This window comes from Trinickia acidisoli, from assembly GCF_017315725.1.
GTDB lineage: Bacteria > Pseudomonadota > Gammaproteobacteria > Burkholderiales > Burkholderiaceae > Trinickia > Trinickia acidisoli.
Genome location: NZ_JAFLRG010000002.1, coordinates 751,889 through 777,018, shown reverse-complemented (window position 1 = coordinate 777,018; position 25,130 = coordinate 751,889). Strand labels below are relative to the sequence as shown.

Here is a 25,130-nt window from a genome sequence, read left to right as displayed (position 1 = left end):
CGATGCCTGCCCGAGCCGTTCGTCGAACGCATCGCGTCGAGCGCGACATTGCGGCGCCGCATGACGACATCGCCATGCGGCTCGCGCGCTTCGCCACCGATGCGCTGATCGAAGAAGCGCACGTCACGCCCAAACCCGCGCTCGTCGATCGGCGCGGCAGCGGAGCGCATCGCGATTTGAGCGTTGCCGTGATGGAACGATCCGCGTATTCGCTCGAACCCACGTTCGCCGCGCTCGCGCGCGCATCGCGAGGCAAACGGCCCTCGGCCGCATTGCGCACCGACCTGGCCGCCATCGGCCGTGCCGGTGAAACCGTGATGATGCGCGCGACGCAAGGCAGCAACGCACACCGAGGCGCAATCTGGATTATCGGTCTATTGGTTGCGGGTGCAACTATTTACGGCGAGCTCGCGCAGGGGCGGCCGCGCTTTGCCGATGCGATCTGCTGCATCGGCGCGCAAATCGCCTGCTTTCCCGATCACGGCGCTCCGCTCATCGAGAGCAACGGCGCACGCGTGCGTGAACGCTACGGTGTCGGCGGAGCGCGACGCGAAGCGCAGGAGGGGTTCCCGCACATACTGCACGCCGGTCTACCTGCGTTGCACGCGGCGCGACGCTGCGGCATCGCCGAGAACGCCGCGCGAATCGACGCGCTACTCGCAATCATGACGACGCTCGACGACACTTGCCTACTGCATCGCGCCGGCCCGCCCGCGCTGGCGGCGGCAAAGGACGGCGCACGCGAGATACTGACGCTGGGCGGCAGTTCCACACTGAGCGGGCGCGCCGCATTCGACCGGCTCGAAGCGCGTCTGCTCGCACTCAATGCTTCGCCGGGCGGCGCTGCCGATCTGCTCGCCGCAACGCTTTTCATCGACAGGCTGGCGCCGCCGAGCGCCAATGGGGGATCACAAACATGGAGCATCTGACATTCGATTTCCCGGCGCGCCGCACGGTTGCCGCGCGCGCACACGTGGGCGTGGTCGGCTCGGGCGATCTCGAAGTGCTGCTCGCGCCGAACGATGCGATGCAAGCGCGCGTCGTCGTCAATACGAGCGTCGACGGTTACGCGCACATTTGGAAGAGCGTGCTCGATCGGTTCTTCACTCGATATGACGGGGCGGCGTCGATCGAAATCAACGATTTCGGCGCGACACCGGGCGTCGTCGCGCTGCGGCTCGCCGAAGCCGTCGAGGCCGTGGAAGGCGGGCAAGGAGAAAATGCATGAGCACCGTCGATTCCCTCGCCGCGCCGGCCTTCGTCGCACGTGAGAGCTTCATCGAACTCACGGCGCGCCAGCGCGCGCAGCGTCTGCTCGACAATGGGACATTCCGCGAATTGCTCGGCCCGTTCGATCGGATCACATCGCCGTGGCTGCCGTTGCAAGGGATCGTCTGCCAGGCCGACGACGGCGCGGTGATCGCGCGCGGCGCGATCGACGGCGAGGCCGCGGTCGTCATGGCGATCGAGTCGGCCTTTCAAGGCGGAAGCATCGGCGAAGTATCGGGCAGCAAGATCGCCGCGACCCTCGAGCTCGCACGGCGAGACTGCGAGCGCGGCAAGATCGTTCGCCCCGTCATCGTCTTCGAAACGGGCGGCGTTCGATTGCAGGAAGCGAATCTCGGTCTTGCCGTGATCGCTGAAATACAAGCGGCGATCGTCGCGCTGCGACGGCACGTGCCCGTTGTCGGCGTCATCGCCGGCATGGTCGGATGCTTCGGCGGCATGTCGCTCGCGGCAGCGCTCTGCTCGCGCTTGATCATGACACGGCAAGGGCGGCTTGGCATGAACGGCCCCGAAGTGATCGAACAGGAGGCCGGCATCGACGAGCTCGACTCGAGCGACCGGCGGCGCATTTGGCAGTTGATCGGCGGCGAACAGCGGGTCGCATCGGGGCTCGCCGATTATCTCGTCGACGACGACGTCGACGCGATCGGGTCAGCCGTACGAGCAGCCTTCGACGCGGGTGTCCCCTCAATCCATCGATCGGAAGCCGTCGATCGCTACCTGTCACTGCTCGCGCAGGTCGATCCCGCAACCGTTTCGCCCGGCGACATGCGAGCCCTGTTCGGTGACCTCGTGATCGCTAAGGAGTCCTAATGAACGACACGATCTCCCCCTCCCGCGGCGAGCGATGGCTCCAACTTCTCGCGGGCCAGTCGGCAAGTCCGGCCCCCGTGCGCTACGCCGATGCCCTGCTCGGCGATGAATCGGCCCGCTATATTGCCGTCGTGCCCGATCCAGAGAACCGCTTTCCGCGCGCATGCGAAAACGTCGTCGGCCTCGAGCAGGGATGGCGCTTGGCACGTGCGGTGCGCGACGTCGTGGATGCCGATGCGCATGCGCAACGGCGCCGGCCGATCGTCGCGATCGTCGACGTCAAAAGTCAGGCGTACGGGTATCGCGAGGAAATGCTCGGCATTCATCTCGCCTGCGCGGCGGCGGTCGACGCCTACGCTTGTGCGCGGCTCGCCGGACACCCGGTCGTCGCCTTGATCGTCGGGCCGGCGATGTCGGGTGCCTTTCTCGCGCACGGCTACCAGGCCAATCGCATCCTCGCGCTCGCCGCGCCGGGTACGATGGTGCATGCCATGGGCAAGGAAGCGGCCGCACGCGTGACGCGCCGCTGCGTCGAGGCACTCGATGCATTGGGCGAGACGATTACGCCGATGTCCTATTCGCTTGCGGCATTCGCCAAGCTCGGTTTGCTCGATCGTCTCATCGAGGGTGTCGATGCCGATGCGCCAACCGACGAACAGATCGCGACGGTGCGCCGTGCGCTAACGGAAGCCGCGGCATCGGCACGTACGGGCTCGCGCGAGCTCTCGCGGCGACTCGATTCTGACACGGCGCGCACGACGCGAGCCGCTTCGATCGAGGTCAGGCGCCGTCTCGCGATGCAGTGGGATGCCGTCGACGGATAGCCATGATGAGCCGATATGTCGATACATCGAATCGGCGGCGATGAGTGAAGATCAATACGGGCAGCGAATGCATACGGACAGCCTTCGAAATGCTAAGGAGTACGAAGCACATGATCTGCTTCGGTTGCACGCGCTCCCCTTGGCCGACGATATGCCCGCGTGGCTCCCCGGCGCGTTCGCCGATGCCCCGTTCGCCGTGGTACGGCGCGCGCAGGCGCCGCGCGGTTCCGTCGCCGTGGGTTTTCGCGGGCACGCTCGGCAGCAACGATACGGGACATTCGTCGCACATGAAGACATCGAGTCCGCATCGCCCCCCGAACAACTCTTGCATCGGCATGCCGGTCCCGGCCGCTGGACGCTCGCGCCGTTTTCGGCGCTGCGTGTCATCGTCGAAAGCGGTTGCCTCGGATCGCTCGTTTGGGGGCCGACCGGCAGCGTGGGCTTCGAGCTCGCGACAGCCCGGCCCACCGCGACCGACACGAGCGATCTCGATCTACTGATTCGAACGCCTTCGCCGCTCGTGCGCGAGCATGCGCGCACGCTACGCGCACGCTTGGGCGTCGTCGAGCGCAACATGGGCGTGCGCATCGATGCGCAACTCGAAACGCCTGCCGGCGGCGTGGCGCTCAGCGAATGGGCCGAAGACAAAGCGCGCGTACTGGCGCGTTCGGCATGCGGCCCAAGCCTCATCGCCGATCCCTGGGCGAGCGCGGGCTCGCTCGGCGAGGCGAACGGCTGATGCTCGCGCTGCTCTATCCCGGCCAAGGTGCGCAAAGCGCGGGCTTTCTGCATCGACTGCCGCCCCATCCTATCGTCGCGTCGACGATCGCGGAAGCCTCGGACGTTTTGGCGCTCGACGTCACCGCGCTAGATTCGAGCGATGCGCTGCGCTCGAGCGTCGCGGTTCAGATCGCCCTCGTCGTGGCCGGTGTAGCAATTGCACGGCGTCTCGCCGATGCCGGCATCGAGGCGCAACTGCACGCGGGTCTATCGGTCGGTGCCTATGCTGCCGCCGTGGGCTGCGACGCCATTGCGTTCGCCGATGCGCTGCGGATGGTGAAGATGCGCGCCGAGTTGATGGAGCGAGCCTATCCGCGCGGATACGGCCTCTCCGCCATCGAGGGCTTGACCGAGGCGCAAGTCGAGGCGCTGATCGATTCGGCGGCTGCGGCACTGGCGGCTCGCGTGTATGTCGCCAACGTCAATGCGCCACGGCAAATCGTCGTCGCCGGCTCCGATCAGGCGCTCGAAGCGTTCAACCAACGCGCCACCGCGAGCGGTGCGAGTCGTGCCACACGGCTCGCCGTCAGCGTTCCGTCGCACTGCGAACTATTGCGTGAGGCATCGGAAGCGCTCGTAGCGTATGCCGCCGATGTAACGTTTAGGATACCTACGCAAATATACATCGGCAATCGGCGCTCTCGCGCGCTGCATAAAGGCGAAGATATCCGCGACGACCTGGCCACCAATATGCGCTATACGGTGCGATGGTTCGACGCGCTGACGACGATCGTCGAACGCGGAGCAACGTTGCTTGTCGAGGCGCCGCCGGGGCATGTGCTGACCACCATTGCACGCGCAGCCTATCCCGAGGTCGCCGCACTTGCGGCGGCCGCGTTCACCGGCGATCGGCTCGTCGACGTCGTGGGCCGGCGCGTGACGGATGGGGATTAGAAAGCCCCTACTTGATCTCGAACTCGATCTTCCCGAACTCTTCGATCGTCCCACGCACCACGCCCGGCCCCGTCGCGATGTAGAACGGCGTATAGGAACCCGTCGTCAAGACGGTGCGTGCCGGTATCGAATGCCCCGTCTCCAACGTTCGCGCCACGAGCCACGCAATCAAGCGTCGTGGATCGCCCGCCGAATGCCGCGCCGTGCCTCGAAAAATCTCGTGGTTGTCGCAGTAAAAACTCAGACGCGGCGCGCTGAAATCGAAGTTGCGATCATACGGCCGCGTATCGCCGATCACGAGCGCTCCGTTGTTTTGCAAATCGGCAAGCTGAAGCAATGGGTCGACCTTCGGCCAGCCGTCGAAGCGACTGTCGACGATTTCGGCGACGACCGACATCGTATCGATCGCATCGATCACGTCATCCGCTTGCTCGGACAACCGATGGTCGACGTCTTCGGCAAAGCTGAAAGCGATCTCGAGTTCGAGACCGATGCGTGCATAGTCGCTACGGCGAATACCCGTGGCCGCACCGAACACCTTCGTCGCGGGCAACGGCGAACACTGCGGCGCGGCCGTCGGCGACGGCGCGCCAATCTTGTAGCCGGCACAGCCGCCCAATTCGTCGAGCACGAGCTGCTGCACGACATAGGCTTCGTCGGCATTGGCCGGCTTGCACGATGCGAGCGAGCCCGGATCGATCAGCGTATGCGTGCGGCGCGCCTGCACAATGCGCGCGGCAAGTTCTTGCGTGTTGGCCATGATGATTAGAACTTGTGACGAATGCCTACACGCGCCACGGCTTGCTTCGAGGTACTCGACAAGTCGTCCGCCCCCGGTATGTAGGCGTGATCGAGCGAAGAGCCCGTGCTATCGCCCGCCACCTTCTGGAACGCGCCTTGAATGTAGACGTCCGTGCGCTTCGAGAGGTTGTAATCGACCATCAGCCCGAACGTATGAATCTTCGGCGTTACGCCGCCGAGCGTCGTGTCGTAGTTCTCTATCGTATAGACATACTGCGCGCCGATGAACATCGCAGGCGTGAGCTGATATTTGCCGTTCACTTCGAAGTTCTGGAACTTCAGCGTATTCAACGTCGCACCGGCGAGCGGCCCGGTGACGGGCAGCAGTGAATCGGCGCTCGTGAGATACGCATCGGCCGTCGGATTGCTGATGTTCGTATTCGTATAGACAAAGCCGGCAGTCGCAGGCCCGAACGTGTAATTGACGCCGCCACCGAAAATGCGCAAACGCGACGAGGTGAAATTCGCGTCGTCCGTTGCGATGGCGCCGCCCTCGGTCACGCCCGGATTGTTCGCCTGCAAGTAGGCCGCGCCAACCAGCAAGCCGCCGTTCTGGTATTGGCCACCGAGGCTGTATTGACGGTTGTCGGAAAATCCCGTGCTGTTGCTGAAGCTGTACGTGCCGCCGAATTGGAGGCCGGAATAATTCGGGCTTGCGTATTTGATCGTGTTGTCGACGCGGAACGAGTTGTCCGTGTTGTCGTTGTCGAACGGATGCGAGAGCAAATAGCCGCCCCAGTTGCCGTTCGCCGTAGTCGGCGCGAGATAGTCGACGACCGAGTCGTACTGGCGCCCGAGCGTGACGGTACCGAAGTCGCTCGACAAGCCGACGAACGCTTGCCGGCCGAACAGGCGGCCGCCTTGATTCAAGCGGCCCGTGTTGACGTCGAAACCGTTTTCCAATTGGAAGATCGCTTTGAGGCCGTTGCCCAGATCCTCCGCGCCCTTCAAGCCCCAGCGGCTGCCTTGGGCGTCCCCGCTGGCCAGCTCGTAATTGTGGTTGCCCTGCACGTTGTTCGTGTAATTGAACCCTTCATCGATCAGACCGTACAACGTGACGCTGTTTTGGGCGAATGCTGGCGCTGCGAAAGCCGTCAGCGCGACGAGAGAAAACACATGCTTTTTCATCGAATGCTCCAAACCGACGAATTGACTGAGAGATCCGCTGTTGTCCGGGCCATGCCCGTCATTTGCTGTTTCCGCAACCGGCGACCGGCGATCGAATCGCGCTCGGTCTCTCTCGAACTGCTCGTCATGACGACGTAATGGAGAGGATGGTTGCACGACAGGATCGGCAAGTCCATCGTGGTGCGCGCACTCGCGAAGCATCGTTGCGTATTGCCAACTGAGGAGACAGCAATGGCTTTCATTCGTCGATAGCGGTAGGCAAAAACGGGCCCCACCTAGGATTAACCCTGAGAATGAACTGCCATTGGCAACCGTCGATGCGCCGCAACGCAAGAAACAGCGAAAGAAAATTGAAAGCGAATTCAATGCGAGTCCGCAGGTGCACTTGTGTCCTGCTGGCAAAAGATCGCCGTCACCAATGGTGCGACGTGCTCGACGATCGCCGTGCTGCCGCCTGCCTCGACGGCCGCTTTTACCTTGTTGGTCGCACCGAGCACGACCGCGCCGTACGCGGAATCGGCAATCGGTTTGCCATCGCCCTTGCGAAACATCGGGTCATCTTTTTGAAAGCCGACGATGGCGAAGACGTGAAAACCGAACGCGGTCAAATCGACGCCGTGGATCGGATCGAACGCATTGATGGAGTTCGACTCGACGCGCGACGGATGCGGATCGATCAAACCTTGCGCCTCCAAAGCGCCGATGAATGCATGCGCGGGACGATCGCAATGGAGCGATTCGTCGAGCGACGTCGCGCACGCAAACGCGGGCAATGCCGAGGCGACAAGAATGAAGAGAGCAATGACGAATCGTTTCATGATGGCAATGACATCGGGAACACGGCCGGCAGCGTCACGGCTTCGGAATGGCGTTTTGCACGCGGCGTGCCGAATTCAATCTAGGCGAAAGGCCGGCACTTTACCGCGTTTGGCGAAGACTTGCCCGATATCCGCCCTGGGCTTGCGGGCACAGGCCGGCTGCATGCCCGCCGGCCTAGAAGACAACACAACGGGAAAACGTATATATTGCTGTGGATGGACAATCGCGTCGACTCCTCCAATCGCGCCATCCCTCCCATGCCTCGCACGTGGGACGCCCGGTTCGCTCGCCGTCTCGTCACTCCCCTCAAAACGTCGCGCGTCACCCCGAATCACCTCACAACTGTGCGCCTTATCGTCGGCCTTGCCGGCGCTGCCGCGCTTGCACGAAGCGGATTCGCCTGGGCCAATGCGGGTGCGCTGCTGATCGTCCTGTCCAACTTTATCGATCATACGGACGGAGAATTCGCACGCATCAGCGGCAAATCGAGCAAGCTCGGCCACTTCTACGATCTCGCGAGCGATGCCTTGGTCACGGTCGCGCTGTTCGTCTGCATGGGGGTCGGGGTCGCAGCCGCGCATGACGACCGGCCGTTCGCAGAGCCGACCTGGCTCGGCGGTATCGCCGGCATTGCCGTCGCACTCATCTTCTATCTGCGCATGCGCATCGAATCGATGGCCGGCAAAGACGGAACGAAGCAGGCATCGGCAGCCGGCTTCGAAACCGAGGACGTGCTGTATCTGCTGCCGCTCGTCACGCTCTCGCACAGCGTGGAGCCTTTCATCGTCGCAGCATCGATCGGCGCCCCCGTATTCGCACTCTGGGTCGTGCTCGACTATCGGCGCATTGTGCGCCGCACACGTCAGCCGGAGCAATCTAGCGAAGCATGGGTGTCGCGGTGAATGCACGCGTGGACGATGCGAACCCACCGGCTCGCGCGGGGCAGGCAGCGATGGCGCCGATCGACTGCGCGCTGGATGCGGTGACACGGCGCCTCGATCAGCAACGACTACGCGAGCAGTTCGTCGAGCAAGGCGCATTCCTTTATCTCGACGCCTTTCTGCCCAGCGACGTCACGGCCGGGCTCGCGGATAGCGCGCGAGCACTCGTGCCGGCGGTCAATCGAAATTACTTGCCCGGCCATAAGCAAGGCGGCAGCGTCAGCCGTCATACGATCGATCGGCTCGCGCCGCGGATCGCCGAACTCTATCGCTCGCGCGCGCTTATCGAGTGGCTCGAGCGCATCACGGGCGATAGGCTGCTGCCCTCGCCCGACGACGATCCGCACGCCTATGCGCTCTATTACTACACGCGCGAAGGCGATCATATCGGCTGGCATTACGACACCTCGTATTACGAGGGCCGACGCTATACGCTGCTGATCGGCGTCATCGACGATACGTCGTGCCGCCTCGACTACGAACTCCATACCCGCACGCCGGGCGCGACGGTGGTGGCCGGCTCGATCCAGTATCCGCCCGGTGCGATCGTGCTATTTGACGGCGACAAGCTGCGTCATCGGATCACGCCCTCGAAAGCGGGCGAAATGCGCGTGTCCTTGACGTTCGAGTACGTGACCGACGCGCGCATGCGGCCGTGGCGCCGCTTCGTTTCGAACATGAAAGACGCCATCGCCTATTTCGGCTTTCGGCAAGTGTTTCGCTTGCGCGGCGCCTCGCTCCCCGGCAAGGACACCGCATGACGCGCACCGGCGTAATTCTGTTATCGCTCGGAACGGCGCTTTTCGTGGCGTTGCTCGCGTGGCAAGGCGCCGGCGCTGTTGCCGCCACGCTTGCAGCGGCAGGCTGGGGTCTTGCGCTCGTTGCGGCGTTTCATCTGCTGCCGCTCGTCGTCGACGCAGCCGCAATCGCCGTGCTCATCGCACGGCCCGCGTCGTTTGCCGATGCGCTACGCGCGCGATGGGCCGGCGAATCGGTCAACAGCTTGCTGCCGGCCGGTCAAATCGGCGGCCCCGTATTGATGGCGCGGCATCTCGCCCAGCGCGGCACGCCGATGCACGACGCGGCAGCGGCCATCACCGTATCGACGACCATGCAATCGGTGGCGCAGATCGCCTTCGCGCTCATGGGCCTGACCGCATTCGCGGCGTTCGCGACGGTGAAAAGCGCGAGCGCGACGCACGCGCTGCATCTCGCCGCGCTGGGCGCCAGCGTCGTGCTTGCCGTTGCCGTCGCGGCGTTCTTCTACGCGCAGCAGCAGGGCTTGTTCGGCCGCTTCTCGCGCTTGGCCGGCAAACTCTTCGGCGCGCGCGGCGCGATGATATCGGCATCGGCATCGCGCGCCGACGCCATCGACGAGGCGGTGCGCGCGCTATACCGTCGGCGCGGGCGCATCGCGGCCACGTTCGCGCTCAGTTTCGTCGGATGGGTCGTCGGCATCGGCGAAGTATGGTTCGCGCTCGCTTTCATCGGTCATCCGGTGAGTTGGCTCGATGCGTTGCTGCTCGAAAGCGTGGGGCAAGCGATTCGCGGCGCGGCATTTGCGATTCCAGGGTCGCTCGGCGCGCAGGAAGGCGGCTATCTGCTGCTTGCGCCCGTCGTGGGCCTCTCGCCGGACGCCGCGCTCGCGCTTTCGCTCGCCAAGCGCGCACGCGAACTCGCGCTCGGATTGCCGGGCCTTGTCTACTTGCATTGGAGTGAACGGGATTGGCGACGCCGGCGTGCACCCGGCTTGCCGCTCGCCGATTGACGCGGGCACGCCTCGCGCCTGTCGGCTTTTGCCAGGAGAAGAAGAACCATGCGAGCGATCATTCTCGCCGCGGGCCTCGGCCTGCGCCTGCAGCAACCGCCCGAGCAGCAATTCCCGAAGTGCTTGTTGCGCTTTCAAGGCATGACGTTGCTCGAGCGCCACTTGCGTGCGTTGCGCGCAGCCGGCGTAGACGAAGTCGAGCTCGCGCTCGGCTTTCAACCGCAGCAAGTCGAAGCCGAACTCGATCGCCTCGGATGGCAACCGCGACCTTCGATCGTCTTGAACGACCGTTACGACCTCGGCAGCGTGCTGACCGTGCACACGATGGCGGACGCACTCACGCGCGGCGGCGACGTGCTGTTGATGGACGCCGACGTGTTGTACGACGAAGCAATTTTGCAAGCGCTCGTGACCGGATCGAGTGCCGATCGTCTGCTGATCGATCGCGACTTCGAAACGGGCGACGAGCCCGTGAAGCTGTGCCTCGCGCAAGGCGTGCCCGTCGAGCTGCGCAAACAGCTTGCGGTCGGGCTCCTATACGACACGATCGGCGAATCCGTCGGCTTCTTCCGCTTCCGCGAAAGCACCGCGCGACGGCTTGCCGAAATCGTGGCCGGCTATGTCGCGAGCGGACGGCAAAACATGCCGCACGAGGAAGCCGTGCGCGACCTGCTGCTCGAAGGCGATCGCCATTACGACGTAGCGGACGTCACCGGGCTGCCGTGGATCGAAATCGACTTTCCCGGCGACGTTGCGCGCGCCGAAAACGAGGTGTTGCCGCGCCTTACACAACCGGCCGGAGTCGCACGATGAACGCGCGCGAACCGATAATCGCTACGCGCTCGCGCTTCGCGCAGCTGCGCGAGATGCTCGTCAGCCACGAGCTCGAGTTCTTGATGGAAGCGCACAACGGCTTATCCGCACGCATCGTGCGGGAGGCCGGATTCAAAGGCATCTGGGCGTCGGGCCTCGCGATCTCCGCACAGTTCGGCGTGCGCGACAACAACGAGGCAAGCTGGACGCAAGTCGTCGATACACTCGAATTCATGGCCGACGCAAGCGACCTGCCGATCTTGCTCGACGGCGATACCGGATACGGCAATTTCAACAACGTCCGGCGCCTCGTGCGCAAGCTCGAGCAGCGCGGCATCGCAGGCGTCTGTATCGAAGACAAACAATTTCCGAAAACGAACAGCTTCATCGGCGGCGAGCGTCAACCGCTTGCCGACGTCGATGAATTCTGCGGCAAGATCAAGGCCGGAAAAGATTCGCAGTCCGAAGCAAATTTTTCGATCGTTGCACGCGTCGAAGCGCTGATCGCGGGCTGGGGCCTGCAAGAAGCGCTGGAGCGCGCAGAGGCGTATCGCCTGGCCGGCGCCGATGCGATCTTGATCCACAGCAAGCTTTCGCGCCCCGACGAGATCCTCGCGTTCGCACGCGAATGGGCGGGCCGCGCACCGCTCGTCATCGTGCCGACGAAGTACTACAGCACGCCGACCGAAGTGTTCCGCAAAGCCGGCATCAGCACCGTCATCTGGGCGAACCATCTCGTCCGCGCCGCGGCATCGTCGATGCAGGCCGTCGCGAAAGAGATTCACGACAGCGAGACGCTCGTCAACGTCGAGGAGCGCATCGCAGGCGTCGAAGAGATTTTCCGGCTGCAAAACGCTGATGAGTACGCGTCGGCCGAGCGCCTCTATCTGTCGGCATCGCGCAGGCCCGGTGCCGCCGTGGTGCTTGCGGCGAGCCGAGGCAGCGGGCTCGAGGCGGTCACGGCCGAACGCCCGAAAGTCATGCTTCCCGTGGCCGGCAAACCGCTGTTGCGCTGGCTCGTCGACGCCTTCAAGAAGCAAGGCGTCAACGACATCACCGTCGTCGGCGGCTATCGCGCCGACGCGATCGACACCGCCGGCATCAAGCTCGTCGTCAACGATAAGCACGCGCAGACAGGCGAACTGGCCTCGCTCGCCTGCGCCGTCGATGCCGACAAGCTCACCGCCGATACCGTGCTCTCGTACGGCGATCTACTCTTTCGCAGCTACATTTTGCGTGATCTTGCCGAAAGCGATGCGCCGTTCACGGTTGTCGTCGATTCGTCGCAATCGCACGCTGCAAATCAAAGCGTGCGCGATTTCGCGTATTGCTCGGCACCCGACGATCGCGCGCTATTCGGCCGCAAGACGCTGCTCAAGCACATTTGCAGCGGCAAGCCGGGGGCTGCGCCGCCCGATGGGCGATGGATAGGACTACTAAGCGTACGCGGGCGTGGCATCGAGCGCTTGCGGACGATGCTCGCGGAGTTGAGGCTGCAGCCCGACTTCGATTCGCTCGACGTGCCCGCACTCATCAACGCGCTCATCGACGCGGGCGAAGCGGTCGAAGTGCAATATGTCCACGGGCACTGGTGCGGCGTCAACGACCTCGAAGACTTCCGGCGCGCGGGTGATTTCGCGCATGCGCAAACGCCGTTCGCGTTGGGACGCAACGGCCACGGTGAGGCACCATGATCGAAGCAGCACAATTCGTCGAAGCGGCTCGGCGCCGCAGATTCGCGTGGTATGCGGGCGTGCCCTGCTCGTTTCTCACGCCTTTCATCAACTATGTCCTGCAAGATCCGTCGCTACGCTATTTCAGTGCCGCAAACGAAGGCGATGCGGTTGCGCTGATCGCGGGCGCTACGCTCGGTGCGCGCGACGGCACGCGGGGCGTCACGATGATGCAGAACTCGGGCCTCGGCAACGCCGTGAGTCCGTTGACGTCGCTGACTTGGACGTTTCGGCTACCGCAATTGCTGATCGTCACGTGGCGCGGCGAGCCCGGTGTGGCGGACGAACCGCAGCATGCGTTGATGGGGCCGATTACGCCCGCGCTGCTCGAAACCATGGAAATCCCGTGGGAGCCGTTTCCACGCGAAGCCGAAGCCATCGAGCCCGCGCTCGAGCGCGCCGTGGCGCATATGGATAAAACGGGGCGCCCCTACGCGCTCGTCATGCAGAAGGGCAGCGTCGCGCCCTACCCGCTCGCCGATGCGGCCACGCCGCGCCTCGCCGCATGCGCACCGCGATCGTACCGGCACGACGCGACCGATGATGGCCTGCCGTCTCGGCGCGACGCGCTGAAACGCGTGATCGCACATACACCGCTCGAATCGACCGTCGTGCTCGCATCGACGGGATTTTGCGGACGCGAGCTCTATGCGCTCGACGACCGGCCCAATCAGCTCTATATGGTCGGGTCGATGGGATGCGTGATGACGCTTGCGCTCGGTCTCGCGTTGGCACGGCCCGATCTGCACGTCGTCGCACTCGACGGCGACGGCGCCGCGCTCATGCGCCTAGGCGCTTTCTCGACGCTCGGCGCGTATGGTCCCGCCAATCTCACGCATCTGCTGCTCGACAACGGCGCGCACGACTCCACCGGCGGGCAGGCCACCGTCTCGCCTCACGTATCGTTTGCCGGGGTCGCGGCGGCATGCGGCTATGCATCGGCAATCGAAGGCGACGACGTTTCGCTCGTCGATCTGCTGCTCGCGAAAAAGACGCCCGACGCCACGCGCAGCGGGCCTCGTTTCGGACACCTAACGATTCGGCGCGGCACACCCGACGGTCTGCCCCGTCCAACGATCACGCCCACCGACGTCAAGGCGCGTTTGATGCGCCATATCGGCGCCGCATAACGAACTGCCTGAGGAACCGCTCACGATGAAAACGCTGTTGTTGAACCCCGGCCCCGTCACGTTGACCGAGCGCGTGCGGCAAAGCCTGCTGCAACCCGATCTTTGCCATCGCGAAAGCGAGTTCTACGACTTGCAAGACGAAGCGCGCCAGCGCTTGCTCGATGTCTATCGGCTCGATCCGCAGGAATGGTCGGCAGTCCTAATGACTGCTTCGGGCACAGGCGCGGTCGAGAGCATGATCGCTTCGCTCGTCCCGCAACACGGCAAGCTGCTCGTCGTGCAAAACGGTGTCTACGGCGAGCGGATCGCCAACATCGCCAAGCAATATGGGATCGCATACGAAACGCTGGCCCACGATTGGATGGATGCGCCCGATTTGGCGCGCATCGCGGCATGCCTCGATACGAGCGAGCCGTTTACGCACGTGGCGGTCGTTCACCACGAGACGACGACGGGACGCCTGAACGACCTGTGCCAAATCGGCGCCCTCTGTCGTGAGCGCGGCGCGCAATTGCTCGTCGATGCCGTGAGCAGCTTCGGCGCCGAGGCGATCGATTTTTCCGAGGCCAACATCGCCGCCGTCGCGGCCACGGCCAACAAATGTCTGCACGGGGTGCCGGGCGCTTCGTTCGTCGTCGCTCGTCATGAAGCCATCGAACGCGCGGCGAGCCGCGCGTACTACCTCGACTTAGCCCGTCTTGCGAGGCTGCAAGCGCAGCGCAATACGCCGTTTACACCTTCCGTTCACGCGTATTACGCACTCGTCGAAGCATTGCGGGAGTTCGAGGACGAAGGCGGTGTGTCCACTCGACATGCCCGCTATGCGGCACTGGCTGAACAAGTCCGCGGCGGCCTCGCCTCGCGCGGCATCGCATCGATCCTGCCGCCCGAGCAATCCTCGGTGGTGCTGCGCGCCTACGACTTACCGCCGGGCATTGCTTACGAACCGCTGCACGATGCGCTCAAGGCACGGGGGTTCGTGATCTACGCGGGCCAAGGCGACTTGTCGAAGCGGCTCTTCCGCATTTCCACTATGGGCGATATCAACGCGTCCGACATCGAACGATTGTTGCAAGCGTTCGATGAACTGCGGCGATGACGTAGGCCGCACAGCGTCAAGGCACCGGCTCGGCACGCTCATCCCGATCGGCTCGCACGGCATGCGTCGCGAGCGCGCCCAAGCGGCGCACGGCCGCCTCCAACTCGCTCGTCCAGCGATTGCCCGCGTTCAAGCGCAGGCAATCGTCGAACGTCGCGGCCTCGCCGAACAAATGGCCTGGCGTGAAGCTGATGCCTTCCGCCCGCGCCTGTTCGAACAGCACGCGCGTGCTGCGCGCTTGCCCGTCGATCCGAGGCAATTTCGCCCAAAGCACGAAACCGCCGACGGGATCGGTCACCTCCGTTCCATCGGGAAAGCAGCGCAGCACGGCATCGCGCAGCGCATGCTGCTGCTCTTGCAACGCCGCCTTCAGGCGACGCAGATGCAGCGCATAGCCGCCCGTGGCCAATATTTCCGCAACGGCCGCTTGCTGCAGTTCCGCCGTCGCCATGCTCGTGGTGTACTTGAGCGCCTTCACACGCTCGGTGAAACGCCCCGCCGCGATCCAACCCAAGCGCAATCCGGGGCACAAGCTCTTCGAGAATCCGCCGCAGAGCAAAACGTTGCCGTGCGCATCGTCGAAAGCGCGCACAGGCCGCGGACGTGTTTCGCCGAAACACAGATCCCCGAAGATGTCGTCTTCGATCAGCGGCACATCGCGCTCGTGCAAGAGCTCGACGAGCGCGCGTTTGGACGCATCGCTCGGCACGCTACCGAGCGGATTGTTGCCGTTCGCGACCGTCACCACTGCCTTGATCGGCTCGCCGCGATCGAGTGCCTGTTTCAGCGCGTCGACGTCGATGCCCGTGTGCGGCCGGCACGGAATCGGAAAGGCGCGCATCTCGAGCGCGCGCAACATCTGTAGGAGTACGAAATAAGTCGGCGATTCGACGGCGATGACGTCGCCGGGTCGGGCTACGGCGCGCAGTGCCAAATTCAGCGCTTCGACGCATCCGTTCGTCACGACGAGTTCGTCGGGGTCGAGCTCGCAAGCGTACTGCATCGCCTGCCGCGCGATCTGCGCGCGTAACGCGGGGTATCCGGTGCCGCGCACGTGCGACCCTACGAGATCTCGTTGTTGATAGGCGAAGCGGCGCAGGAGCACGCTGAATCGCTCGATGGGATAGAGGGACGTTTCCGCCGAGGCCAGATCGAGCCGCACGCTAGCGGGCGCCCCCGCGATCGCGAGATGGTCGCGCGCCTGTGCGTCGAGTTCGGGCGCGGGCCTCGCCCATCGCTTGGCGCCGCCGGTCTTCGCGTCGCCCACATCGCCCACATCGCCCGCGCTGCTCGCCCGCTTGCCGCGTCGCGCCCGCCTAGCGACGAAATAACCCGAGCGCGGCCGGGCTTCGATATGTCCACGCGTTTCAAGCCAGCGCAGCGCTTGCAGCGCCGTCGTCATGCTCACGCCGTACTGAGCCGCCAGCGTGCGCACCGACGGCAGGCGAGTCCCCTCGGCCATCGCCGCCTGCTCGATACCGTCCCGTAGCCGTTGCGCCAATTGGCGGTACAAAGGCAGATCCTGCTCACCGGAATCCATGACGCTCCGAGAAAATCGCGAAAATCTGTTATGTAACAGATTCGGCGCTGTTGTGTATAGGGACGCAACACGGATCATGCCATCATGGGCGCACTGACGAAATGCATCGGATAGGAGATCGAAGATGGAAGCAGCAGCATTGAAATACGACTTTCGCAGCGATACCGTCACGCGCCCGAGCGCGGCGATGCGCGCGGTAATCGCCTCGGCCGAAGTCGGCGATGACGTGTTCGGCGACGATCCGACGGTCAAGCAGCTCGAAGCGCGCGCCGCCGAAATCATCGGCAAAGAAGCGGCCCTGTTCGTCTCGTCCGGCACGCAATCGAACCTGATCGCGCTGATGACGCATTGCGAGCGCGGCGACGAATACATCGTCGGCCAGCAAGCGCACTGCTATCGGTGGGAAGCCGGCGGCGCGGCCGTGCTGGGCAGTATCCAGCCACAACCGCTCGATAATGCCGCCGACGGAACGATTCCGCTCGCGGCCATCGAAGCGGCGATCAAGCCCGACGATCCGCACTTCGCACGCACGCGTCTGCTCGCACTGGAAAACACGATCGGCGGCAAGGTGCTGCCCACCGCCTACGTGCTGGCCGCGACGGCGCTTGCCAAGCGGCTCGGCCTGTCGTGCCATCTCGACGGGGCACGTCTGTTCAATGCCGCCGTTGCGCTCGGCACGCCCGCGGCAACACTCGCGCAACCATTCGACACGGTATCGGTCTGCCTCTCGAAGGGCCTCGGCGCCCCGGTGGGTTCGGTGCTCGTCGGCGCCAAGGCGGCGATTGCCCGTGCGCGCCGCTGGCGCAAGATGCTCGGCGGCGGCATGCGCCAAGCAGGCATCCTCGCCGCGGCCGGCCTTTACGCGCTCGAGCACAACGTCGAGCGCCTTGCCGAGGACCACGCCAACGCGCGCACGCTGGCGCAAGGCTTGGCCAAGCTGCCGGGGCTGACCGTCACGCAGCCCGACACGAACATCGTGTTCGTCGACGTCGAGGCATCGCGCGCGCCTGCGTTCGCCGCGCATCTCGCGGAGCACGGCATCGGCGTCGTGTCGACTTACGGTTCGACGCGCCAGCGCTGGGTCACGCATCTGGACGTGGATGCTCAAGCCGTCTCCGACGCGCTCTCGGTCGCCTCGAAATTTTTGCTGCGTTGACGGAAAACCACCAGGCATATTTCGTTGCGCACACAACCATTTATCGATTCAACGCAGGATGGACCTATGCACGCCGATAACTTCTCGCTGACCGACTACCTCCATCGCATCGACTATACGGGCACGCCAAAGGCCGACATCGAAACGGTTGCGCGCATCATGCGGCGCCACCTCTTCTCCGTGCCGTTCGAAAACCTCGACGTGCAAGCGGGCAAGATCGTCTCGCTCGTGCCCGAAGAGATCGTCGAGAAAATCGTTCATCGCAAACGCGGCGGCTACTGTTACGAAGTGAATGGCCTATTCGCGATGGCGCTCGAATCACTCGGCATTCCCTATCGGCTCGCCGCCGCGCGGCCGATGATCTATCCCGCTCGCCGCCCGCGCACGCATATGGTCGTCGTGGTTACGCTCGACGGCGAACGCTGGCTGTGCGACCTCGGCTTCGGCAGCTACGGCATTCGCGCCCCGATGCGTCTTTCCGATTTGGACGTCGAAATCGTTCAGGACAACGACACGTTCATGCTGAGCCTAGGTGACGACGGTTTCTACTTGCTTCGGGCAAAAGTCGACGGAGAATGGGCGAACCAGTACGCCTTCGACCTTTCGACGCAGGAGTGGGTGGATTTCGTGCCGGCGAATCACCTGAATTCGACGCATCCCGACTCGATCTTCGTACAAAAGATCGTCGCCGTGCTGATGACCGAAGCCGGCCGCAAGATCCTCGGCGGCGACAGCTTCAAGATCGTCGCCAACGGTCATACCGACAAGCGCACGGTAGCGCCGGGCGAAGTAGCCGACCTTCTCGCCCGCGAGTTCGGATTGTCGATCCCGCAACGCGCGTGACTGTCACAAACCGGGAGCGTGCGTCGTCTAAGGGTGATTGAGGACTCACGCCCCCGTTTTGCTCAAGCTCGACATGACCACCGATCTGCCCGAATCACCCGCCGATTCCGATCCGTTCGACGCCCTCCGGCCCCGCCTCTTCTCGGCGGCATACCGCATGCTCGGTACGCGCGCCGACGCCGAGGACGTCGTCCAAGACGCCTGGCTGCGATGGCGACAGAACACCGATCGCGCGGCCGTGAAGTCGCCCGAGGCTTGGCTCGTTACGATCGTGACGCGGCTCTCGATCGATCGCCTGCGGGCGGCCAAAGCCGAGCGCGAAGCGTATGTCGGCTGGTGGCTGCCGGAGCCGCTCGTGGAAACCCTTGACGAGCGCACGCCCGAGACGGCCGCCGAGCTGGCGAGCGATTTGTCGGTCGCACTGCTTTGGGTGCTCGAGCGGCTGTCGGCCGAGGAGCGTGCAGCGTTTTTGCTGCGCCAAGTGTTCGATCACGATTACGACGAGATCGCCGCCCTGCTCGGCAAGACCGAAGCGGCGTGCCGGCAGATGGTCCATCGCGCCTCGGAACGCGTGCAGCAAACCCGCGCGCGCTTCGACGTGCCGCACGAGGCACACCGCCGCGTCGTCGAAAAGTTCATGCGTGCAGCGCAATCGGGCGAGCGCGATGCCATTCAAGCGTTGCTGGCCGCGGACGTAGAGCTCGTGGGCGATGGCGGCGGCAAGGTGCCGGCCATCTTCAAGGTGTTGCACGGGCCCTATCGCATCGCCAATCTTTTTTGGGTCACCGCGCGGCGTTGGGGCACGCAAGCGGTCTACCGCCACGCGCTCATCAACGGCGAACCCGGACTGCTGCGGTATGTCGGCGGTCAGCTCGAATCGGCGCTGGCATTCGCGACGGACGGCGAACGCATCGTCGGCATCTACGCCGTGCGCAACCCCGACAAGCTCGCGCACATTCCTCAAACGCTCCCTCGATAAAACCCGCGAAATCTGTCACAAGCGTCAAGAACGCCACGTCTTGGAAGCATGGACACCGCATGGGGCGGCGCTCCGCTTCCAATCGAAAGGCAACGCCATGACACATACCGCTCGCATCGACTATCGCCAGCTCGCGCCCACGGCATTTCGCAACCTATACCAGCTTTCAACGGGCTTACGTCGCGATCTGCTCGGGCATCGTCTCGTCGACCTCGTCCTGCTGCGCGTTTCGCAAATCAACGGCTGCGCGTATTGCATCGACATGCATTGGCGCGATCTCATCAAGCTTGGCGCCGACCCTCGGCACCTGAACGCCGTCACGGGGTGGCGCGAAGCCCCGTTCTTCGACGAGCGCGAACGCGCGGCGCTCGAATGGTCCGAACTCGTGACAGGGGTACCGTATACCGACCCGAGCGACGAAGCGTTCGTACGGCTGCGCGAACAGTTCACCGACGAGGAAATCGCGGAGCTGGGGTTCGTGATCGCAACGATCACCGCATGGAACGTGCTCAACGTGAGCTTCAGGAATCCGCTGCCTGAAGCGGTTTGAGCGCCCGCTTCGCCTCGATCGCGTCAGCGCAATGCTTCGCGCCAAAGCACCGTCAGCACCGTCATCAGTGCAGGGCCGATAAACAGACCGACGAGACCGAACGTCTCGGCACCGCCTAGGATGCCGAACAACACGAGCAAAAACGGCAGCCGCGTCGCGCTGCCGATGAGGCCCGGGCGCACGAAGTGCTCCGCGAGGAACACGACGATGCCGCCCGTCGCCAGCACCGCGATGGCGCCGCCCACCTGGCCGTGCGCGAAGAGCCATAGCGCCGCTGCGCCGAATGCGATCGGCGCGCAAAACGGCAGCATTGCGGCAATCGCCGTCACGAAACCGAGTTCGGCCGGGTGCGGCAAACCCGTCGCGAAATACGACGCGCCGATCAACGCGCCCTCGCCTAGCCCGACGACGACGAGGCCCGTCACCGTTCCGCGTACGGCCGCGGCCATCCGTATCGCAAGGTGCGTACCGTCCGCGCCGAACACGCGGCGCACGGCCTTGACCGCTTGCTCCGACATTTGCGGGCCCGTGCGCAGCAAGACGAACAGCGTCAACAGCATGAAGCCGAAGTGCACGGCGCCTCGGAGCGCGAGCGTGCCGAAATGACTACCGGCCGTGGCGACGTGGCTGCCGCGCAACTCCAGGAAAGCCGGCGAGCCCGCGAGCGGCCGCGCGAGATTTGCTTGCCACCATTGCGCAATCTGGTTGCCGAACGGCAGTTGCGTGACGAACAGCGGCACGGCGATGCCGTTCTCCTCGATGTCCGTGGCCCAATGGATCAAGTGATGCATCTCATGCAGGGCTTGCGTGAATACTCCGACGATCGGCAGGACCACGAAAAGACCGACCACGGTCGTCAATGCCAATGCCACGACACTCGAGCGAAGGGCGCTCTGCTTCGGCGAACTCAAGCGCTGCAGCAGCGGCCAAACGACGATCGCAATCACGAGCGCCCATACCATCGCCGGGATGAACGATCGAATGATCCACAATGCGAGCGCCACGAGCCCCGCGTAGAGCGCGAGCGTGGCGGCGCGCTGCCTCCGCTTTCGGTCCTCGGAGTCTTTCGTGGCAAGCGGGGAAATGGGCATGAAGATCGCCTTTGCAATGGATGTGTCGATCGCCGACATCTTATCGAATATCGCCTGGACCGATCACTGCGTCATTGACATCGAATCGTTCTTTGCAAAGAATCTCAGCGAACTTTCCTCGAATTTTCCTCGAACGTTCGTCGCATCAGGAGCGGCCATGCACTTGCGTTTCTCCGCCTCATCCAGCCGCAACTGCCGCACCCGCGGGGCCAAGCTTGCCGCGCTCGCCGTTGCCGTCGCTTATACGCTCGGCTCGGGCGGGCTTGCGTTTGCGGATACCGACGCCGACGAGGCCGGGACGAACGCCGTCGTCGCGGCAAGCGCACCCCATGCGTCGTCGGCCGCGGCAAGCGTTGCCGCCCAGCCCGCGCCGCGCGAAACGTCGGTCGTGACGAAGCACTCGCTGCGCCTGGATGGCCGCCGCATCGAGTACCGCGCCACGGCAGGCACGCTGCTGCTACGCGACGACAAGGGCGCGCCCGAGGCGAGCATGTTCTACGTGGCGTACACGAGCCCAGCCGAGCGCGGCACGCCTCGTCCCGTCACGTTCCTCTTCAACGGCGGCCCGGGCGCGGCAAGCGTGTTCCTGCTAATGGGCTCGGTCGGGCCGAAACGCGTCCAGACGTCGAGCCCGTCGGCCACCCCGCCCGCACCGTATGTGCTCGCCGACAATCCCGATTCGTTGCTCGACAAGAGCGACCTCGTCTTCATCGACGCGATTGGTACGGGCTTCTCAAAGGTCGTCGGCCATGGGGAAGGCAAGCACTTTTGGAGCGTGGACGGCGATCTCGACGCGTTCATCCGTTTCATCGACCGTTATTTAACGGTCAACGACCGCTGGAACTCGCCCAAATTCCTGATCGGCGAATCGTACGGCACGGCGCGCGCGGCCATGCTGGCATACCGTCTCGGCGAGCACGACATCTCGCTGAACGGCGTCGTGCTGATCTCGTCGGTGCTCAATTCGGCCGAAAATTCACCGGGCCTCGATCTGATGTACGTGCGCTATTTGCCGTCGTACGCCGCGACCGCTTGGTACCACGACAAGCTCGGCCCCTCGAAGCCTGCCGATTTGCCCGCATTTCTCGACGAAGTCCGCGAGTTTGCGGCGGGGCCGTATGCGCAAGCGCTCGCCAAGGGCGATGCGTTGACCGATGCCGAGCGCGACGCGATCGCCGCGCAAGTCGCTCGCTACACGGGGCTCGATGCGCAATACGTCGTCAGGACTCGACTTCGCATCGAGCCTGCTCACTTCCGCAAGCAACTCTTGCTTGGGCAAGCGCGCGGCGTCGGCCGCTACGACAGCCGCTTCGAGAGCATCGAATACGACGACGCCTGGTCCTCGCCCGATTACGATGCCGCCGAGAAATACATCACGAGCGCGTTCGACGCGGCGCTTCACCATCACCTGGCCCAAGATCTCCACTATCCGAGCGACAGCCCCTATCGCGTCTTCAACGACCACGTGCTCGCAACATGGGATTGGAAGCACCGCGAGTGGTGGGATGAAACGCTCAGCGTGCCGTACGCGGCCGCCGATCTGGCTGAAGCGATGCGGCAAAATCCCCGCCTGAAGGTGCTGTCCGCGAACGGCTACTTCGATCTTGCGACACCGTTCTTCGAGACCGAATACGACCTTGCCCACATGAACCTGGAGCCGTCCCTGCGCAAGAACCTGAGCGTGACCTACTATGCGACGGGACACATGATCTATCTCGACGACTCGGCCCTTCATGCCCTCAAGAGCGATTTGGCACGATTTTACGACGATGCGGCTCATCCTTGAACAATCATTCCAGGTGGAATTCACGACTCACTCGATAGATCACATATAGAGAATTTTCGGATATTTCCGATATAAACAATAATTTAATTTGCATATAAAAGGCGATGCAGAAAACACAAGAAGCGCCAATTTAGAATTGAATTGATTCATCGCTACATAAACACGCCCGCATCACTGCCTCGGCCTCTTCATTTCTGGCCTATCCTTGCTCAGCACGGACAGACCGCCACTTCCACTACCACTGCTAACAGCTAGCCCGCGGCACTTTTGGCCTGTTAGGTTAAACATGCTCAATAAATCTTTGAGCGGTGCTATTAAGTCAAATTAATTCAAACGATGGCTCGAGACGGCATCAAATTTAAAATCCGTTGGCTCACCGCTATTCCGCGGATACGGCGTCTCTTGGCGTTGCAATCCTAGGAGGTCAAATTGAAGTCGACATTCGAATCGAAGGGATCGGTACCCGGCATTTGCAAAACGGCGGCGCTTGCCTTGCCGCTCGTCGTCGCGGCATTGCCGGCTCATGCGGCCACCGCGCCGACGACATGGGTCAGCACCGAAACGCGCGCTTTTCTCACGCCACAGCAGATGACGGCGTTTGCAGCAGCGCCGCAAGCGCAGGCGATGGCTGGTGAAACCGCACATGTCCTCGTCAGCCTGCGCGTACGCAATATGAGCAAGCTCCAGGCGCTCGGACAAGCGGCCAACGAGCGCGGCAACGCGCAGTACCATCATTTCCTCACGCCGGCGGCATTTCTCGCGGGGTTTGCGCCTACCGAGGCGCAAGTGCAACAGGTCGTCGCTTATCTGCGCGAGAGCGGCTTTGTCAACATCCGCGCGTCGAAGAATCGTCTGCTGATTTCCGCCGATGGCACGGCGGGCACGGTCAAGACCGCCTTCAATACGCCGCTCGTGCATTTCCTCGAGGGTAGCCGCCCCGTCTTCGCCAACTCCGCGCCGGCCGAGGTACCCGAGGCACTGGGCGACACGGTGTTGTCGGTGCTCGGGCTGCAGAACGTGACGCGCGCGCATACGATGGCAGTGCGAGGCCCGCGCACGCAAGCGAAGACGATGGCGACGGGCACGGAAACAGGCCACTACCCACTCGAATTCGGCTCGCTCTATAACGCGAGCAGCCTGCCGACGGCGTCCAAGACCACGGTCGGCATCATCACGATCGGCGGCGCAAGCCAAGCCACGCAGGATTTGAACCAGTTCACGAGCGCGAACGACTTGGCTCAGGTCAACGTCTCGGCCGAGCAAACAGGCGATCCGAGCGGCGACTACAGCGACGACCAGGACGGTCAAAGCGAATGGGATCTCGACAGCCAGGACATCGTCGGCGCGGCGGGCGGTGCCGTCAACCAGTTGATTTTCTATGAGGCCGATCAGTCCGCATCCGGCAACACGGGGCTGACGCAAGCGTTCAACCAAGCCGTCAGCGACAACACCGCCAAGGTCATCAACGTTTCGCTCGGCTGGTGCGAGACCGATGCTCAAGCCGACGGTACGGTGGCCGCGGAAGATCAGATCTTCGCAATGGCCGTGGCGCAAGGGCAAACGTTCTCGGTGTCGTCGGGCGATGAAGGCGTCTACGAGTGCAACAACCGCGGGTATCCCGACGGCAGCACCTACTCGATCTCCTGGCCCGCCTCTTCGCCGAACGTCATCGCCGTCGGCGGCACGACGCTCTTCACTTCGGGCAGCAACTGGGCCAATGAAACGGTCTGGAACGAAGGGCTCGACGGTAACGGCAAACTGTGGGCGTCGACGGGCGGCATCAGCCAGGTCGAATCGCTGCCCTCGTGGCAACGCTCGCTGTCGGTGAGCCCCAAGCCCACCGGGCGCGCCGTGCCCGACATCGCATTCGACGCCGCGCAAGGCTCGGGTGCGCTCGTCTACAACTACGGCCAAATCCAGCAGATCGGCGGCACGAGCCTAGCCTCGCCGATCTTCGTCGGATTGTGGGCACGGCTCGAATCGGCCCATTCGAATACGCTGGGCTTTCCTGCGTCGAGCATCTACAGCACCGTGAAATCGACGCCCTCGCTCGTACACGACGTGACGTCCGGCAGCAACGGCTATCAAAGTTACGGCTACAAAGCCGCAAAGGGCTGGGACTATCCGACCGGCTGGGGCAGCTTCATCATGTCGAACCTCGCGTCTTACATGAAAGGCCATTCGGTCGGGCAATGACCGCCCGCGCGACCTGAGCCCGCTGTCGAGCGCCGGCAGCCGTTCTTGAACCGAGCGGCGATGCCGGCCTGCGAGCCGGTCCGGCCCTATTGCCGGGCCGGCTCTTTCGTTGTGCGCGCAACAAGCTCATGCGCATTTGCGGACACTTTCGCAAAAGTC

24 protein-coding genes are annotated in these 25,130 nt (G+C 63.7%); 19 read left to right on the top strand and 5 right to left on the bottom strand.

Features of this window, described 5'->3' with window-relative positions; translation table 11 throughout:
• The first annotated feature begins 2 nt into the window (after positions 1-2).
• Genes J3485_RS22015 through mdcH form a run of 6 tightly spaced genes read left to right on the top strand, consistent with a single transcriptional unit; the run spans position 3 to position 4,598 of the window.
• Positions 3-929, top strand: coding sequence for a triphosphoribosyl-dephospho-CoA synthase (locus J3485_RS22015; protein WP_206956436.1), 927 nt, complete (start codon positions 3-5; stop codon positions 927-929).
• Positions 917-1,228: a malonate decarboxylase subunit delta gene (locus tag J3485_RS22010; protein WP_206956435.1), complete on the top strand. Its 312-nt coding sequence runs from the start codon at positions 917-919 to the stop codon at positions 1,226-1,228. Before J3485_RS22015 ends, J3485_RS22010 begins: the two co-directional genes overlap by 13 nt.
• The gene (locus J3485_RS22005; RefSeq protein WP_206956434.1) at positions 1,225-2,100 is read left to right on the top strand and encodes a biotin-independent malonate decarboxylase subunit beta; all 876 of its coding nucleotides are present in this window, start codon (positions 1,225-1,227) and stop codon (positions 2,098-2,100) included. Before J3485_RS22010 ends, J3485_RS22005 begins: the two co-directional genes overlap by 4 nt.
• A complete protein-coding gene (gene mdcE, locus J3485_RS22000) occupies positions 2,100-2,924 on the top strand; it encodes a biotin-independent malonate decarboxylase subunit gamma (protein ID WP_206956433.1) in 825 nt (274 codons plus the stop codon). The genes J3485_RS22005 and mdcE overlap by 1 nt, the downstream gene beginning before the upstream one ends.
• 40 nt (positions 2,925-2,964) lie before the next feature.
• On the top strand, positions 2,965-3,663 hold the full coding sequence (locus J3485_RS21995) for a malonate decarboxylase holo-ACP synthase (RefSeq protein WP_206956432.1): 699 nt from the start codon (positions 2,965-2,967) through the stop codon (positions 3,661-3,663).
• Positions 3,663-4,598 carry a malonate decarboxylase subunit epsilon gene (mdcH, locus tag J3485_RS21990; RefSeq protein WP_206958284.1) on the top strand — a complete coding sequence of 312 codons (936 nt, stop codon included), beginning with the start codon at positions 3,663-3,665 and terminating at the stop codon, positions 4,596-4,598. The genes J3485_RS21995 and mdcH overlap by 1 nt, the downstream gene beginning before the upstream one ends.
• Before the next feature lie 7 nt (positions 4,599-4,605).
• On the opposite strand, the gene J3485_RS21985 is transcribed toward mdcH, so the two are convergent.
• The 3 genes from J3485_RS21985 to J3485_RS21975 all read right to left on the bottom strand — a co-directional run bounded on the left by J3485_RS21985 (position 4,606) and on the right by J3485_RS21975 (position 7,345).
• On the bottom strand, positions 4,606-5,358 hold the full coding sequence (locus J3485_RS21985; protein WP_206956431.1) for a fumarylacetoacetate hydrolase family protein: 753 nt from the start codon (positions 5,356-5,358) through the stop codon (positions 4,606-4,608).
• 5 nt (positions 5,359-5,363) lie between these two features.
• On the bottom strand, positions 5,364-6,527 hold the full coding sequence (locus J3485_RS21980; RefSeq protein WP_206956430.1) for a porin: 1,164 nt from the start codon (positions 6,525-6,527) through the stop codon (positions 5,364-5,366).
• 362 nt (positions 6,528-6,889) lie between these two features.
• Positions 6,890-7,345 (bottom strand): hypothetical protein, encoded by a 456-nt coding sequence (locus J3485_RS21975; protein WP_206956429.1) that lies wholly within the window; start codon positions 7,343-7,345, stop codon positions 6,890-6,892.
• A gap of 216 nt (positions 7,346-7,561) precedes the next feature.
• Between J3485_RS21975 and J3485_RS21970 the strand changes: the two genes are divergently transcribed.
• From J3485_RS21970 to J3485_RS21940, 7 genes are read left to right on the top strand one after another with little or no spacing between them, the layout of a single operon-like run.
• Entirely contained in the window at positions 7,562-8,248 is a 687-nt protein-coding gene (locus J3485_RS21970; protein WP_206956428.1) for a CDP-alcohol phosphatidyltransferase family protein, read from the top strand.
• Entirely contained in the window at positions 8,233-9,048 is an 816-nt protein-coding gene (locus J3485_RS21965; RefSeq protein WP_374192456.1) for a HalD/BesD family halogenase, read from the top strand. The genes J3485_RS21970 and J3485_RS21965 overlap by 16 nt, the downstream gene beginning before the upstream one ends.
• Positions 9,045-10,055: a flippase-like domain-containing protein gene (locus J3485_RS21960; protein WP_206956427.1), complete on the top strand. Its 1,011-nt coding sequence runs from the start codon at positions 9,045-9,047 to the stop codon at positions 10,053-10,055. The genes J3485_RS21965 and J3485_RS21960 overlap by 4 nt, the downstream gene beginning before the upstream one ends.
• 48 nt (positions 10,056-10,103) lie before the next feature.
• Positions 10,104-10,868 carry a phosphocholine cytidylyltransferase family protein gene (locus J3485_RS21955; RefSeq protein ID WP_206956426.1) on the top strand — a complete coding sequence of 255 codons (765 nt, stop codon included), beginning with the start codon at positions 10,104-10,106 and terminating at the stop codon, positions 10,866-10,868.
• Positions 10,865-12,562: a phosphoenolpyruvate mutase gene (gene aepX / locus J3485_RS21950; protein WP_206956425.1), complete on the top strand. Its 1,698-nt coding sequence runs from the start codon at positions 10,865-10,867 to the stop codon at positions 12,560-12,562. Before J3485_RS21955 ends, aepX begins: the two co-directional genes overlap by 4 nt.
• The gene (gene aepY, locus J3485_RS21945) at positions 12,559-13,731 is read left to right on the top strand and encodes a phosphonopyruvate decarboxylase (RefSeq protein ID WP_206956424.1); all 1,173 of its coding nucleotides are present in this window, start codon (positions 12,559-12,561) and stop codon (positions 13,729-13,731) included. Before aepX ends, aepY begins: the two co-directional genes overlap by 4 nt.
• Before the next feature lie 25 nt (positions 13,732-13,756).
• Positions 13,757-14,830: a 2-aminoethylphosphonate aminotransferase gene (locus J3485_RS21940; protein ID WP_206956423.1), complete on the top strand. Its 1,074-nt coding sequence runs from the start codon at positions 13,757-13,759 to the stop codon at positions 14,828-14,830.
• A gap of 16 nt (positions 14,831-14,846) precedes the next feature.
• On the opposite strand, the gene J3485_RS21935 is transcribed toward J3485_RS21940, so the two are convergent.
• On the bottom strand, positions 14,847-16,370 hold the full coding sequence (locus J3485_RS21935) for an aminotransferase-like domain-containing protein (RefSeq protein ID WP_206956422.1): 1,524 nt from the start codon (positions 16,368-16,370) through the stop codon (positions 14,847-14,849).
• A 124-nt stretch (positions 16,371-16,494) separates the two neighbouring features.
• Here J3485_RS21935 and ltaE point away from each other — a divergent pair, with 124 nt between their 5' ends.
• From ltaE to J3485_RS21915, 4 genes are all read left to right on the top strand, one after another.
• Entirely contained in the window at positions 16,495-17,526 is a 1,032-nt protein-coding gene (ltaE, locus tag J3485_RS21930; protein ID WP_206956421.1) for a low-specificity L-threonine aldolase, read from the top strand.
• Between the two features lie 66 nt (positions 17,527-17,592).
• Positions 17,593-18,369 carry an arylamine N-acetyltransferase family protein gene (locus J3485_RS21925; protein WP_206956420.1) on the top strand — a complete coding sequence of 259 codons (777 nt, stop codon included), beginning with the start codon at positions 17,593-17,595 and terminating at the stop codon, positions 18,367-18,369.
• A 73-nt stretch (positions 18,370-18,442) separates the two neighbouring features.
• Positions 18,443-19,348, top strand: coding sequence for an RNA polymerase sigma-70 factor (locus tag J3485_RS21920; protein ID WP_206956419.1), 906 nt, complete (start codon positions 18,443-18,445; stop codon positions 19,346-19,348).
• Between the two features lie 97 nt (positions 19,349-19,445).
• Positions 19,446-19,898 (top strand): carboxymuconolactone decarboxylase family protein, encoded by a 453-nt coding sequence (locus tag J3485_RS21915; protein ID WP_206956418.1) that lies wholly within the window; start codon positions 19,446-19,448, stop codon positions 19,896-19,898.
• 23 nt (positions 19,899-19,921) lie between these two features.
• Here J3485_RS21915 and J3485_RS21910 read toward each other — a convergent pair whose 3' ends face one another.
• The gene (locus tag J3485_RS21910; protein ID WP_206956417.1) at positions 19,922-20,989 is read right to left on the bottom strand and encodes an AI-2E family transporter; all 1,068 of its coding nucleotides are present in this window, start codon (positions 20,987-20,989) and stop codon (positions 19,922-19,924) included.
• Here J3485_RS21910 and J3485_RS21905 point away from each other — a divergent pair.
• The gene (locus tag J3485_RS21905) at positions 20,988-22,775 is read left to right on the top strand and encodes a S10 family peptidase (RefSeq protein WP_242538884.1); all 1,788 of its coding nucleotides are present in this window, start codon (positions 20,988-20,990) and stop codon (positions 22,773-22,775) included. The genes J3485_RS21910 and J3485_RS21905 overlap by 2 nt on opposite strands.
• Before the next feature lie 429 nt (positions 22,776-23,204).
• On the top strand, positions 23,205-24,971 hold the full coding sequence (locus J3485_RS21900) for a S53 family peptidase (protein WP_374192455.1): 1,767 nt from the start codon (positions 23,205-23,207) through the stop codon (positions 24,969-24,971).
• The last annotated feature ends 159 nt before the right edge of the window (positions 24,972-25,130 follow it).

Excerpts from the sequence above, each read along its gene's own strand:
- J3485_RS21980 (WP_206956430.1), bottom strand. The coding sequence starts at position 6,527 with ATGAAAAAGCATGTGTTTTCTCTCGTCGCGCTGACGGCTTTCGCAGCG.
- ltaE (WP_206956421.1), top strand. The coding sequence starts at position 16,495 with ATGGAAGCAGCAGCATTGAAATACGACTTTCGCAGCGATACCGTCACG.
- J3485_RS21910 (WP_206956417.1), bottom strand. The coding sequence starts at position 20,989 with ATGCCCATTTCCCCGCTTGCCACGAAAGACTCCGAGGACCGAAAGCGG.
- J3485_RS21920 (WP_206956419.1), top strand. The coding sequence starts at position 18,443 with ATGACCACCGATCTGCCCGAATCACCCGCCGATTCCGATCCGTTCGAC.
- J3485_RS22015 (WP_206956436.1), top strand. The coding sequence starts at position 3 with ATGCCTGCCCGAGCCGTTCGTCGAACGCATCGCGTCGAGCGCGACATT.
- J3485_RS21915 (WP_206956418.1), top strand. The coding sequence starts at position 19,446 with ATGACACATACCGCTCGCATCGACTATCGCCAGCTCGCGCCCACGGCA.
- J3485_RS21925 (WP_206956420.1), top strand. The coding sequence starts at position 17,593 with ATGCACGCCGATAACTTCTCGCTGACCGACTACCTCCATCGCATCGAC.
- J3485_RS21960 (WP_206956427.1), top strand. The coding sequence starts at position 9,045 with ATGACGCGCACCGGCGTAATTCTGTTATCGCTCGGAACGGCGCTTTTC.
- J3485_RS22005 (WP_206956434.1), top strand. The coding sequence starts at position 1,225 with ATGAGCACCGTCGATTCCCTCGCCGCGCCGGCCTTCGTCGCACGTGAG.
- J3485_RS21935 (WP_206956422.1), bottom strand. The coding sequence starts at position 16,370 with ATGGATTCCGGTGAGCAGGATCTGCCTTTGTACCGCCAATTGGCGCAA.
- J3485_RS21985 (WP_206956431.1), bottom strand. The coding sequence starts at position 5,358 with ATGGCCAACACGCAAGAACTTGCCGCGCGCATTGTGCAGGCGCGCCGC.
- J3485_RS21940 (WP_206956423.1), top strand. The coding sequence starts at position 13,757 with ATGAAAACGCTGTTGTTGAACCCCGGCCCCGTCACGTTGACCGAGCGC.
- J3485_RS21965 (WP_374192456.1), top strand. The coding sequence starts at position 8,233 with ATGGGTGTCGCGGTGAATGCACGCGTGGACGATGCGAACCCACCGGCT.
- J3485_RS21975 (WP_206956429.1), bottom strand. The coding sequence starts at position 7,345 with ATGAAACGATTCGTCATTGCTCTCTTCATTCTTGTCGCCTCGGCATTG.
- J3485_RS21970 (WP_206956428.1), top strand. The coding sequence starts at position 7,562 with ATGGACAATCGCGTCGACTCCTCCAATCGCGCCATCCCTCCCATGCCT.
- aepX (WP_206956425.1), top strand. The coding sequence starts at position 10,865 with ATGAACGCGCGCGAACCGATAATCGCTACGCGCTCGCGCTTCGCGCAG.
- J3485_RS21955 (WP_206956426.1), top strand. The coding sequence starts at position 10,104 with ATGCGAGCGATCATTCTCGCCGCGGGCCTCGGCCTGCGCCTGCAGCAA.
- J3485_RS21995 (WP_206956432.1), top strand. The coding sequence starts at position 2,965 with ATGAGTGAAGATCAATACGGGCAGCGAATGCATACGGACAGCCTTCGA.
- aepY (WP_206956424.1), top strand. The coding sequence starts at position 12,559 with ATGATCGAAGCAGCACAATTCGTCGAAGCGGCTCGGCGCCGCAGATTC.
- J3485_RS21905 (WP_242538884.1), top strand. The coding sequence starts at position 20,988 with ATGAAGATCGCCTTTGCAATGGATGTGTCGATCGCCGACATCTTATCG.
- mdcH (WP_206958284.1), top strand. The coding sequence starts at position 3,663 with ATGCTCGCGCTGCTCTATCCCGGCCAAGGTGCGCAAAGCGCGGGCTTT.
- J3485_RS22010 (WP_206956435.1), top strand. The coding sequence starts at position 917 with ATGGAGCATCTGACATTCGATTTCCCGGCGCGCCGCACGGTTGCCGCG.
- mdcE (WP_206956433.1), top strand. The coding sequence starts at position 2,100 with ATGAACGACACGATCTCCCCCTCCCGCGGCGAGCGATGGCTCCAACTT.